10 protein-coding genes are annotated in these 12105 nt (G+C 69.2%); 5 read left to right on the forward strand and 5 right to left on the reverse strand.

The features are described 5' to 3' along the window. The 3 genes from VGE49_RS13985 to VGE49_RS13995 all read left to right on the forward strand — a co-directional run. On the forward strand, positions 1–880 hold an 880-nt coding region (locus tag VGE49_RS13985; protein ID WP_331035149.1), incomplete at its 5' end, for a M1 family aminopeptidase. A gap of 59 nt (positions 881–939) precedes the next feature. After that, positions 940–4206 carry a DUF3857 domain-containing protein gene (locus VGE49_RS13990; protein ID WP_331035150.1) on the forward strand — a complete coding sequence of 1089 codons (3267 nt, stop codon included), beginning with the start codon at positions 940–942 and terminating at the stop codon, positions 4204–4206. Between the two features lie 246 nt (positions 4207–4452). Next, a complete protein-coding gene (locus tag VGE49_RS13995) occupies positions 4453–5121 on the forward strand; it encodes a TorF family putative porin (protein WP_331035151.1) in 669 nt (222 codons plus the stop codon). Between the two features lie 107 nt (positions 5122–5228). Here the strand turns inward: VGE49_RS13995 and VGE49_RS14000 are convergent, their stop codons facing one another. From VGE49_RS14000 to VGE49_RS14020, 5 genes are all read right to left on the reverse strand, one after another. After that, complete coding sequence (locus VGE49_RS14000) at positions 5229–7544, reverse strand: methyl-accepting chemotaxis protein (RefSeq protein WP_331035152.1); 2316 nt, start codon at positions 7542–7544, stop codon at positions 5229–5231. An 89-nt stretch (positions 7545–7633) separates the two neighbouring features. Beyond that, the gene (locus tag VGE49_RS14005) at positions 7634–8209 is read right to left on the reverse strand and encodes an HNH endonuclease (RefSeq protein WP_331035172.1); all 576 of its coding nucleotides are present in this window, start codon (positions 8207–8209) and stop codon (positions 7634–7636) included. Positions 8210–8345: 136 nt separating this feature from the next. Beyond that, positions 8346–8744: an ASCH domain-containing protein gene (locus tag VGE49_RS14010; RefSeq protein WP_331035153.1), complete on the reverse strand. Its 399-nt coding sequence runs from the start codon at positions 8742–8744 to the stop codon at positions 8346–8348. Between the two features lie 10 nt (positions 8745–8754). Beyond that, a complete protein-coding gene (locus VGE49_RS14015; RefSeq protein WP_414643666.1) occupies positions 8755–9414 on the reverse strand; it encodes a trimeric intracellular cation channel family protein in 660 nt (219 codons plus the stop codon). After that, on the reverse strand, positions 9411–10067 hold the full coding sequence (locus VGE49_RS14020) for a DNA-3-methyladenine glycosylase family protein (RefSeq protein ID WP_331035154.1): 657 nt from the start codon (positions 10065–10067) through the stop codon (positions 9411–9413). Before VGE49_RS14020 ends, VGE49_RS14015 begins: the two co-directional genes overlap by 4 nt. Before the next feature lie 48 nt (positions 10068–10115). On the opposite strand from VGE49_RS14020, the gene VGE49_RS14025 reads away from it, so the two are divergent. Together VGE49_RS14025 and gluQRS are read left to right on the forward strand one after the other, a co-directional pair. After that, positions 10116–11249, forward strand: a complete 1134-nt coding sequence (locus VGE49_RS14025; protein WP_331035155.1) for a JmjC domain-containing protein — start codon at positions 10116–10118, stop codon at positions 11247–11249. Next, complete coding sequence (gene gluQRS / locus VGE49_RS14030; RefSeq protein ID WP_331035174.1) at positions 11246–12097, forward strand: tRNA glutamyl-Q(34) synthetase GluQRS; 852 nt, start codon at positions 11246–11248, stop codon at positions 12095–12097. Before VGE49_RS14025 ends, gluQRS begins: the two co-directional genes overlap by 4 nt. Positions 12098–12105 lie beyond the last annotated feature (8 nt).

The raw sequence follows: 12105 nt of genomic DNA on the forward strand, positions 1-12105 counted from the left end.
GCTCGACTTCTATGAGGCGACCATCGGCCCCTTCCCCTTCGGCGACGAGAAGATGGGCGTGGTCGAGACCCCGCACCTGGGCATGGAGCACCAGACCATCAACGCCTACGGCAACGGCTACAAGCTGGACGGCAAGGGCTACGACTGGCTGCTGCAGCACGAACTGGCGCACGAATGGTTCGGCAATCAGCTGACCAACGCCGACTGGGACGACATGTGGCTGCACGAGGGCTTCGGCACCTATATGCAGCCCCTCTACGCCCGCTGGCTGAACGGCGAGCGCGCCATGCAGTCCGAGCTGCAGACCATGCGGCTGACACTGTCCAACCGCTTCCCCGTCGTTTCGGGCAAGCCGCAGGACGCCGGAACCGTCTATGACGCCGCGACGGGTCCAGGGCTGGACCTCTATTACAAGGGCGCCCTGATCGCCCACACCCTGCGCCTCCATATCGGCGACGACGCCTTCTATGAGAGCCTGCGGCGGCTGGTCTACGGTCGCCCCGATCCCAGGCCCGGCGACTTTGCGCCGCGCTACGCCACGACCCCGGAGTTCATCGCCATCGTCAACGCCGTCACCGGCCGCGACCTCGGCTGGTTCTTCGACGCCTACCTCTATCAGACCGCCCTGCCCGACCTGGTCATGACCCGCGACGGCGACCACGTGACCCTGGAATGGAAGACCGGAAACGGCCGCCCCTTCCCCCTGCCGGTCGAGGTCGAGGTGGACGGCCGCCTCCGCGCCCTGCCCATGACCCGCGGCCGCGCGACCTTCACCGCGCCCGCCTCGGCCCACATCCTGCTGGACCCCGGCTCGAAGGTCTTGCGCCGGCTGGAGTATCTGGAACGCTGGAAGGCGTCGCAGGCGTCGCCCCAGACCTGAGATTCAGGCCATTCGCCAAACAGTGTTAGAAGACCGCATCCACAGTGGGCGGTCTTGCGATGTTTCGTTACCTGATGCTGTTCGTGGCGGCTCTGGCCGCCGCGCCCGCCTTCGCCGGCGACAAGATCGAGCGCGGACCGGCGCCGGGCTGGGTCGCGCCCGCGGCGCTCGACCCCGTCGAGGCCGATGCGGACCGCGCCGCGCCTGTCCGCATCCTTCTGATGGAGCAGCAGATCCGCTTCGCGCTCGGCGCCGTCAGCGTCTATGTGCGCCAGCGCCATCAGTTTCAGACCCGCGAGGGGCTCAGTGCGGGCGCCGGGATCAGCGTGGTCTGGAACCCCGCCAGTCAGGATGTCGTCCTGCACCACCTCGACATCATTCGGGGCGACCAGAGCATCGACGTGCTCGCCAGCCAGCAGTTCGAGGTGCTGCGGCGGGAAGAGAACCTGCGGGCGGCCATGCTGGACGGCGTGCTCACCGGCACGATCCAGCCCAACGACCTGAGAGTCGGCGACGTCATCGACATGGCCTACACCGTGACGCGACGGGATCCGGTCCTGGGCGGCCACCTCGAACACGTGCTCAGCGGCGCCCTGCCGCTGACCGTCGAGCGCCTGAGGATACGCGCCGCCTGGCCCAATGACGTCGCCATGCGCATCCGCGCCAGCGCCCCGTGGGAGACGCCGCGCGTCCGCCGCGACCGCGGAGAATCGCATATCGAGATCGATGTGCGCGACCTCGAACCCCTGGCGCTGCCGGATGACGCCCCGGTCCGCTTCCTCCAGCCCTATCAGCTCGAAATGTCCGATCTGGCCGGCTGGCGCGGCATCTCGACGATGATGGCCCCGCTCTACGTCCGCGCCATGACGCTGGAACCCGGCTCCGCGATCCAGGCCGAGGCCGAGCGCATCCGCGCCGCCCACGCCGCCCCCGAAGCCCGGGCCGCGGCCGCCCTGCGGCTGGTTCAGGGCGACGTCCGCTATCTGGCCCTGGCCATGGGCGAAGGCGGACTGACGCCGGCGACCGCCGACGACACCTGGCGCAACCGTTACGGCGACTGCAAGGCCAAGACCGCCTTGCTTCTGGCCCTGTTGAAGGCGCTGGACATCGACGCCGAGCCCGCGGCCGTCAGCGTCGCTCTGGGCGACGGCCTGAACGAGCGCCTCCCCCTGGTGGCCTTGCTCGACCATGTCCTGGTGCGGGCGCGGATCGATGGCCGCGACTACTGGATGGACGGCGCCCGGATCGGCGACACCACCTTGGACGACCTTCCCGATCCGACCTACCGCTGGGCCTTGCCGCTGACGACGGCGGGGTCCGATCTGATCGCCATGCCCTCGCCGCCGCTGGACCGTCCCGTGGAAGTCATGGAGGTGACGCTCGACGCCTCGGCCGGCCTGGACGCTCCGGCCAGGGTCGCCAGCGAGAGGATGCTGCGCGGCGATGCCGCGACGACCAGCAACATGCTCCTGCAGACGATCTCGGCCGGCGAACGGGACGAGGTGCTGCGCCAGACCTGGACCGCCGAGTTGGACGGACTGACCATCGACACGGTCGCGCACGCCTTCGATCGCGACCGCAACGAATTGAAGCTCACGGTCACGGGCGCCCTGCCGCTGAGCTGGTACAACGACTACGGCGGCGGCCCCCGTCGCCTGCGCGTCCCTCTGGCGCGCGTGAACATGGCCGTGCCGCAGTCCCGCGAGACGGGTCCCTATCGCGACCTGCCCGCCAGCCTCGCCCATCCCAACTACACCGCCACGCGCGTGATCCTGATCCCGCCCGGTTCCGGCTTCACCATCGAGGGCCAGGCGGCCGACGCCGTCATCGCCGGTCACGAGATCAAACGCAGCTTGCTGGAGCAGGACGGTCGCTTCGTCATGAGTCTGTCGATGCGCACGCTCGCGCCGGAGATCACGGCCGACGACATGCGCGCGGCGCGGTCCCTTCTCGCCACCCTGAACGACGCCGCGCCGCAGCTTCGCGCGCCCCTGACCTATCAGGCCACGGCCGCCGACCAGGCCGCCTGGGCGGCGAACGAACCGAAGACGGCCGAGGACTTCTATCAGCGCGGTCTGAAGCGAAGCGAGACCGACGACCGCCCCGGCGCCATCGCCGACTTCGACCGGGCCATCGCCCTCAAGCCCGACTACGCCAGCGCCTACGCCAATCGCGGCATCAACAAGTTCTGGAGCCAGGATATCGAGGGCGCCCGCGCCGACTTCGAACGGGCCAGCGACCTGGACCCCGCCGACTGGGTGGCGATGAACGGCCAGGGCCTGATCGCCATGCGCGAGGGCAAGCATCAGGACGCCGTCATCGAATTCTCGCGCTCGCTGCGCCAACAACGCAACAACGCCTTCATCCTGAGCATGCGGGCTCAGGCCTATTCCGACCTGGGCCAGACGGACAAGGCCCTGGCCGATCTCGACGCCGCCCTGGCCGTCGCGCCGGACGACGACAGTCTTCGCCTCGCGCGCTACGGCGTGCTCAACCGCGACGACCGTCACGAGGAGGCGCTCAAGGACCTCGAACGCCTGGTCGAGACCCAGCCGGACAATGGACAGTGGGCGGCCATGCTGGTCATGACCCGGCTCAAGATCGACGACGACGAGGCCGCCGCCGTCGCCGCCCTGGATCAGGTGCTGGCGTCCCGCCCCACCGTCATCGGCCACCTGATGCGGGCCAGCCTGAGAAGCGACGAGGACGTCCGGGGCCGCTGGGCGGACTATCAGGGCGCCGTAGCGGCTGAACCCGACAACCTCTCCGCCTGGGAAGCCCGCATCCGTCTTGAGCGGGATCATCCCGAACTGGGCGACGTCCAGGCCAGCCTGGCGCAGGCCCTGACCGCCGTCCATGCGGACGAACGCGCCGACCTGCTCATCCTGCGAGCCGAGCAACGCTTCAAGGCCGGCGACACGACCGGCGGCGGCGCCGATCTGGCGACGGTGCGCGCGACCGCTTCGGGCGACGCCCAGAGGCTCAACAACCTCTGCTGGACCCAGGCCGTGGCGGGCGTCGATCTGGATCGCGCCCTGGCCGATTGCGACGCGGCCCTGACGCTTCAGCCGGACGTCCCGTCCTATCTGGACAGTCGCGCCCTGGTCCTGCTGCACCTGAACCGACCGGCGGATGCGCTAGCTGTCTATGATGTCGCCCTGGCAAAGGCGCCGCGCCAGGCGGCCTCTCTCTACGGCCGAGGCCTGGCGCGGCTGGCCCTGGGCGACGAGGCGGCGGCCCAGGCGGACCTGGGCGCGGCCGAAGCGATCTCGCCCTCGGTGAAGACCTCGTTCGCGGCCTATCGCCAAAGCCGCAACCTGCCCTGACCCTCGGGCTCCGTCCCGATGTCCCGGCAGAGGCGCGCGAAACCGCCTGATCCGGGCCGACAGGCGCCTCGGCATCGCCCCGTCCGATCGACGCCCGTGGCGGTTCCGGCCGCGCGTCGCTTCTCGGCGCGCAAAGGAATCCGCTCGACGAAGCGACGCCGAAGCGGCCTCCGCCGACGGGCGGAGTTGCATATCATCAATGATTTTGTGGGCAGAGGTAGCGAAGTATCGATTATCGGGTGACTCATGAGACTTGTTTTCGTCTGCGCCGCGGCGATGGCCGTGTTCAGCGCAGGCTCAGTTCACGCTCAGGCCAAGCCTGACGTTGCGTTCAACATCGGCGTGGTCAGCGACTATGTGTTCCGGGGCGCCAGCCAGACGGGCGGAGACGCGGCCTTGCAGGGCGGCGTCGATGTCGATCTGGGCGGTTTCTATCTGGGAAGCTGGGCGTCCAACGTGGACTTCGGCGATGACACCGCCGCCGAGATCGACCTCTATGGCGGCTACCGGACCGAAGCGGCGGGCTACGCCCTGGACTTCGGCGCCGGCAGCTACTTCTACGTCAACGAGCCCGACGGCGCCGAGTACAACTACGTCGAGTTCAAGGCCCTGGCCTCGCGGGCCGTCGGCCCGGCGACCCTGGGGGCGGGCGTCTATCACTCGTTCGACTATTTCGGCGTGGACGAGAAGGCGACCTATGTGGAGGCCAACGCCGCCATTGTTCCGGCCGACAAATGGACCCTCTCGGGCGCGATCGGTCATCAGTGGCTGGACGTGAGCGGCGACTACGCCGCCTGGAACCTGGGCGCGGCCTACGCCCTGAGCGACCATCTCACGGTGGACGTGCGCTACCACGACATGGACAGCCCGCTGGGTGACGCACGCGTCGCGGCGGGGCTGAAGGCCAGCTTCTAAGAAGCCTCGAAGGGGCCTGCATGAACGGGGCGCCCTCATGGCGGCCTCGTTCATGATCAGATCCCGCGTCGTCGCCTTCATGACCGGGCGACGACGCGGGGCGGGATTTAGAACTCTTCCCAGTCGTCCTGGGCCGCCGCGACGGACAGGTTGCGACCGCCCACCGTCTTCAGCATGGGCGTCGGCCGAACGGTCTGGACATGCGCCGGAGCGGCTTTGACAGGCGCGGTCGGCGCGCCCTGGCGAATGCGGAAGCGGCCCATCATGTCCGCCAGACTGCCGGCCTCCTGCGCCAGGGAGTGGCTGGCGGCGGTGGACTGCTCGACCATCGCCGCATTCTGCTGGGTCATCTGGTCCATCTGGTTCACCGCCGTATTGATCTCGGCCAGGCCGGTCGCCTGCTCGCGGGCAGAGGCGGCGATGTCGGACACCAGGCCGTTGATCTCGGCGACCTCGGCGATGATGCGGGTCAGGGCCTCGCCCGTGCCGTCCACCAGCTTGACCCCCTGGCTGACGCGCTCGGTGCTGGCGGCGATCAGGGTCTTGATCTCCTTGGCGGCCTCGGCCGACCGTTGCGCCAGGGCCCGCACTTCCGAGGCCACGACCGCGAAGCCGCGACCGGCGTCGCCCGCGCGCGCCGCCTCGACGCCCGCGTTCAGGGCCAGCAGGTTGGTCTGGAAGGCGATCTCGTCAATGACCCCGGTGATCTGGGCGATCTGCTGGGCCGAGGTTTCGATGTCGCGCATGGCGGCGACCGCTTCACCGACCACTTCGCCGCTGCGGGCGGCGTTGTTGCGGGTGGCGTCGACGATGCCGCGCGCCCGATCCGCGCCGTCCGAGGCGTGACGGATGGTGGTGGTGACTTCCTCCAGGGCGGCGGCGGTCTCCTCCAGGCTGGCGGCCTGCTGTTCGGTGCGGCGCGACAGGTCGTCCGCCGCCTGACTGATCTCGGAGGTCGTCGAGCGAATGCCGCCGGCGCTGCCGATGATGGCCGACATGGTGTCTTCCAGGCGGCTCATGGCGGTGTTGAAGTCGTCCTGCAGCTTGCGATAGTCCTGCGGGAAGGCGGCGGCCAGACGATAGGTCAGGTCGCCGTCGGACAGGCGCGACAGGCCTTCGCCGACCGAGTCGACCACGAACTTCTGCTCCTCCTCGGCGGCCCGGCGGGCGGCGTCGTTGCGCTGGCGCTCGGCTTCGGCGGCCGCGCGATCGCGCTCCTGTTCGGCGCGCAGGCGGCCCGTTTCGGCCAGGTCATGGCGGAAGCCTTCCAGCGCGCGGGCGATGCCGCCCACTTCGTCGGTGCTGGCGGTTCCCTTGACGGGCTCGTCGTAGCGGCCGGCGTTCAGCGCGCCGACGGAGGCCGTCAACTGGGCCAGAGGACGACGGACCACGCGGTCCGACACGAAGAAGAGGGCGCCCATGACCAGGCCCAGGATCACCAGGCCGCCGATCATCATGGCGATGGCGAGACGATCAGCAGGGCCGTTGATCGCGGCCGAAGGGATGTCGGTCACAAGCGCCCAGGTCGCATTCAGTCCATCGAACGGCACAGGGCTGACCAGACGTTCGATCGGTTCCTTGCGCAGGTCGCGCAGACCGTCGAGGCGTGTCGCCTTGCCGCTGCTCACGACGGCGCGCACATCGTCGGCCCGCGCCTCGGCGTAGGGCTTGGTGCGCAGGGCGGCGTCCGGGTGGGAGACCCAGTTTCCGGCGCCCGACAGCAGCATGACGCGACCGGTGTCGAAGGGCTTCATCTCCCCCAGCATGCTCGACAGGCCGTCCAGGGTCACGTCGACGCCGGCGACGCCGATCACCTTGCCGCCGGAAACGACGGGGTAGGCGATCGAGGTCATCAGCACCATCTTGCCGCTCACCTCATAGGCGTAGGGCTCGTTGATGACCGGCTTGCCGGTGGTGAAGGGCTGAACATAGTAGGGCTGTTCGTAGTCGTTGACCGAGTTCAGCGGCTGCATGACGATCTTGCTGCCGTCGTTGACCCAGTAGGGGGTGAAGTAGCCTTGGCCGTTCGAGCCCAGGTCGGTGCGGCCGGTCATGGCGCTGTCCAGGCCGTCGAAGGCGCCGGGCGCCGACATGAACCAGCTGCCCGTGACCAGGGTCGTGCCGCTGGCCGCCGGCTTCAGCATGTTCATGACGGTGCGGCGATCGCGCACGCCGGATTCGTGGGCCGTGCCGATCATCTCGGCGATGGAGCGCGCCGCGGTGTCGGCCGCGCCGATCCTGCCGCTGACGCTGGCGACCGCGCTTTCGCTCAAGGCCTCGGCATAGTCGTGCGACAGGCCGCGTGCGACGGAGCGTGTATTCTGCGACACCGCCACGGCCGCGAAGATCAACAGGACGCCCGTTACCGCGCCGCCCGCCAGAAGAAGTTTTCCGGCTACAGATAAATTACTGAAACTACGCATAATCAACCCCATTTTGTCGGAGTTGTAGAGGGACTTTCTTAATGAGGCGCTGATGCTCGGCCAGTCGCCCGCGCGACGCCGAGGGCCCCTTAGGGCTCCAGTTCGATGTCCCAGTAGAGGTAGTCCAGCCAGCTCTGGTGCAGATAATGCGGCGGGAAGCGGCGACCGGCTTCCTGCAACTCCCAGGAGTTCGGCTGATGGGCCGTGCGGCGCAGCAGGGGCATTCCGGCCTGCTGCGGCGTGCGTCCGCCCTTCCTCAGATTGCAGGGGCCGCAGGCGGCGACGATGTTCTGCCAGGTGGTGCGGCCGCCGCGCGAGCGGGGGATGACGTGGTCGAAGGTCAGGTCCTGGGCCAGACCGCTCTCGCCGCAATACTGGCAGGCGAAGCCGTCGCGCAGGAAGACGTTGAAGCGGGTGAAGGCCGGCTTGCGGTCCTGATCGACGTAGGATTTCAGCGAGATGACGCTGGGCAGCCGCATCTCCATCGACGGGCTGCGCACCACCTTGTCATAGGTGGCGACCACGTCGACGCGCTCCTGCCAGACGGCCTTGACCACTTCTTCCCAGGGCCAGATCGACAGGGGGTAATAGGACAGAGGACGGAAATCGGCGTTCAGCACCAGGGCGGGAAAGCCGGACGGGGGGCGGGTCAGGACCTGCATCAGGCCCTCCCGCTCATACGGGGGGATACCGAGGCGACAGGAGTGAGGACACGTCTCCTTCCCTAGTCTGATGGGAAGAGCCTACGCCCGATTCTCCTTCGTCGCCATGACCGACATGCAGCGTTTTCGTGACGCCGCCTCAGAAGACCTCGACCAGCTCGAACCGCTCGCAGACCACCTTCATGCCCGGCGCCCATGTCCCTTCGCGGCGGTAATAGGCCTCGTGCGCGTCGCGCCACCATTCATAGGTCAGGTCGCCCTCTCCCTCGGCGCGGGCGAAGTCCTCGCTGACCTGCTCGAAGGGCATGATCTCGACCTCGGTGGTGCGGATGGCGCAGCGCGGAGTCCCGGCGCCGTCCAGGATGACGCTGATCTCGCCCACGCTTGGCATGATGTCGGCCTCGCACGCCGCCAGGGACGAACAGGTCGCCCGCTTGCCGCCCGCCAGCACCAGGGCCAGCAGTTCGTCGGCCAGTTCGGGGCTGTCGCCGAACGGCCAGCGGGGGGCGTCGCGATAGGCGGCGGGAACAACAGTCATGGCTCAGTCCTCAGTTCCGGCTCGGCGCGCTGGGGAAGGCCGGCAGGCTCCAGCCCCACATCAGGGCGCCGGCGCGCAGGGCGAAGCCCGCAGCCACCGCCGCGCCCACCGCCGGCCAGGTCGGCACGGACACGGCTTTCAGCACCACGAACAGGCCGGCCGACAGCAGGGCTGCGGTGATGTTCAACTCGCGCCGCAGCAGGATCGACGGCTGGCCCGCCAGAACGTCGCGCACCACCCCGCCGAAACAGGCCGTCAGCACCCCCATGACCACGCAGATCAGGGGCGCCGCGCCATAGGAGGCCGCCTTGGCCGCCCCCATGACCCCATAGGCCGCCAGACCCACCGCATCCAGCCAAAGCAGGGCCCTGAAACGCCAGGTCCGGGCGCCCAGCACCCAGAAGGCCGCCGCCGCCGCCACGCAGACCGCGATATAGCGCCAGTCCTGCACCCAGAAGACCGGCGCCCCGATCAGCAGATCGCGCAGCGTCCCGCCGCCGACGCCGGTGATGGCGCCGAAGAAGGCGAACGTCACCAGATCATGCTTCTCGCGCGCGGCGGCCAGGGCCCCGGTCGCGGCGAAGACGGCCACCCCCGCAAAGTCCAGCAGCGGCAGAACGGTCTCGGGCCGGGTCAGGTCGGCGTCAGCCAAGGGGGTAAGGGGATTCAAGTCAGCGGGTCCTCCAGCGCGATATCGCCGCGCTTGACCCCTCCATACCATCCCCAGAGCAGATGCGCCGCCACCCCGCGATGCGGCCGCCAGATTTCCGCGCGGGCGTAGGCCTGCTTCTCATTCGGCCGGTCCTCGACGGCGTCGGCCCAGCGCATCGCCTCCTGCAGGGCCACGTCGCCGCCGGGAAAGACGTCCAGCCGTCCTTCGCAGAACATCAGGAAGGTCTCGGCCGTCCACCTGCCCACGCCCTTGATGGCCACCAGAGCGGCGATGGCCTCGGCGTCGTCCAGCCGTTCCAGATGATCGAAGTCGATGCGGCCCTCGACGTGGGCGCGGGCGATCTCATGGCCGTATTTCGCCTTCTGTCCCGACAGGCCGAAGGTCCGCAGCGTCTCGACATCCAGCGCCAGCACTGCGTCCGGCGTCACCACGCCGCCCAACCCCTCCACCGTCCGTTTCCAGATCGAGGCGGCGGCGGCCACCGAGACCTGCTGCTCCACAATCATGCGAAACAGCCCCTCATAACCGCCGGGTCGCAGTCGCCATTCGAACACGGGGGTCTGGACATGCGCCCGCGCCAGCGCCGGATCGGCGGCGGCCAGGGCCTCGCGGGCGGCGGCGATGGAGGATGCGGAAGGGGCTGCGGCCATGATCGTCCGTATCGACAGGGATTGAGCGCCGCTCTAGCGTCGCGGTCGATGCACAGTCTGGACGAACTTCTTCACCCGATCACCCCCGATCGCTTTTTCGCCGAGTTTCACGGCCGAAAACCGCTGCATATTCCCGCTGAAGACGGATCGGCGAAGCGGACCCTGCTGGACTGGGACGGCTTCAACGGCCTGCTGAACCAGGCGTCGATCTGGACCGCGCAAAGCCTCAAGCTGGTGCGCGACGCCGTGGCCGTGACCCCCGACCAGTATTGCCGCCCGGTCCAGACCCAGTCCGGCTCCGTGCTGCGCCCGGATCCGGCCAAGGTCGCCGTCTTCCTGGCCACCGGAGCCAGCCTCATCGCCGGCGACGCGCAGGAGCTGACCCCGCGCCTGGCGGACGCCTCGGCCATGCTGGGCCGCGCCTTCGCCGCCGCCGTCGGGGCCAATCTCTATTGCTCGTTCAAGGGCGTGCGCGCCTTCGGCGCCCATTATGATCTGCACGACGTCTTCGCTCTTCAGGTCGAGGGCGAAAAGACCTGGCGCCTGTACGAAAACCGGGCCGAAAGCCCCGTCGACTTCCCCCCCGACACGCCCGAGACCCGCCGCTGGCTGGAACAGACCCGCGGCCCGCTGATGACCGAGGTGCGGATGCGGCCCGGCGACGTCCTCTATCTGCCGCGCGGCTGGTATCACGACGCCCTGGCCCAGGACGGCGCCTCGCTGCACGTGACCTTCTCGGTCACGCCCCTCTATGGACGGATCCTCTTCTCCCTGCTGGATCGGATCGCCATGCAGGACCCGGCCTTCCGCGCCTTCATGCCTCCGGCGGACCAGGACGGCGGTCAGGCCCTGCAGGACCACCTCGCCGACCTCGGCCAACGCCTGGCGCGTCTGACCGCAACGCCGGCCTTCCGCGACGAGGTGGCGATGACGCAGGAGAAGCTGGTTGCGCGCCCGGCCCGCTTCGCCCTGCCCGATCCCTTGCGGCTGACGGCGTATCGCCCGACAGGCCTGCAAGGCCCCGCCTTCGCCGGACCTGCCGCCCACGCCATGCGCTGGGCCCTGTCCCAGCCGGACTTCGCGCTGGAGGAACTGATCGCCCAGTTCGATTTCGTGCCGGAAGCCGATGTCCGCGCCGCCGTGGATCAGGCCGAGAAGGCCGGCGCGCTCAGACGCTTCTGATGTTCGCCACCCGCTTCGCCCCCTCGCCCACCGGTCGCCTGCACCGGGGCCACGCCTTTTCGGCCCTGACCGCCTGGACGGCGGCGCGCGAGGCGGGCGGCCGCTTCGTGCTGAGGATCGAGGACATCGACCCGACCCGCTGCAAGCCGGAGTTCGAGACGGCCATCTACGAGGATCTGGCCTGGCTGGGCCTCGACTGGGAGACCCCGGTGCGGCGCCAGTCCGAGCATCTGGCCGACTACGCCGCCGTCATCGACGCCTTGAACGCGCGCGGCCTGCTCTACCGCTGCTTCCGCACCCGAAAGGAGATCCTCGACGCCATCGGCGACGCCCCGCACGGCCCGGCCGAGGCCGTCCGCCCCGGCCCACATCCAGCGGAAGAAGAAGCCCGCCTGCTGGCCGAGGGCCGTCCCTACGCCTGGCGGCTGTCGCTGGACCGGGCGCGCGAGGCGCTTGGCGAAGCGGAATGGAACGCCCTCTCTTTCATCGAGGAAGGCGTCGGCCCCGACGGCGAGACCGGCCTGATCCGCGCCCGGCCGGAAACGGCGGGCGACGTGGTGCTGGCGCGCAAGGACGCCGGGACCGCCTATCATCTGGCCGTCACCCACGACGACGCGCTGCAGGGGATCACCCATGTCGTGCGCGGCCTGGACCTGTTCGAGGCCACCCACGTCCAGCGCCTGATCCAGACCCTGATGGGCTGGTCCGCGCCCGTCTATCGTCATCACCGCCTGCTGATCGGCCCCGACGGCCGCCGCTACGCCAAGCGCGACCAGTCAGTGACCCTGGCCGAACTGCGCGCCGGCGGACTGACGCCGGAGGCCCTGCGGGCGGAACTGGGGTTCTGAACGCGTTC

The sequence above is a fragment of the Brevundimonas sp. genome, assembly GCF_036405315.1.
GTDB lineage: Bacteria > Pseudomonadota > Alphaproteobacteria > Caulobacterales > Caulobacteraceae > Brevundimonas.

Excerpts from the sequence above, each read along its gene's own strand:
- VGE49_RS13990 (WP_331035150.1), top strand. The coding sequence starts at position 940 with ATGTTTCGTTACCTGATGCTGTTCGTGGCGGCTCTGGCCGCCGCGCCC.
- VGE49_RS13995 (WP_331035151.1), top strand. The coding sequence starts at position 4,453 with ATGAGACTTGTTTTCGTCTGCGCCGCGGCGATGGCCGTGTTCAGCGCA.
- VGE49_RS14000 (WP_331035152.1), bottom strand. The coding sequence starts at position 7,544 with ATGCGTAGTTTCAGTAATTTATCTGTAGCCGGAAAACTTCTTCTGGCG.
- VGE49_RS14010 (WP_331035153.1), bottom strand. The coding sequence starts at position 8,744 with ATGACTGTTGTTCCCGCCGCCTATCGCGACGCCCCCCGCTGGCCGTTC.
- VGE49_RS14020 (WP_331035154.1), bottom strand. The coding sequence starts at position 10,067 with ATGGCCGCAGCCCCTTCCGCATCCTCCATCGCCGCCGCCCGCGAGGCC.
- VGE49_RS14025 (WP_331035155.1), top strand. The coding sequence starts at position 10,116 with ATGCACAGTCTGGACGAACTTCTTCACCCGATCACCCCCGATCGCTTT.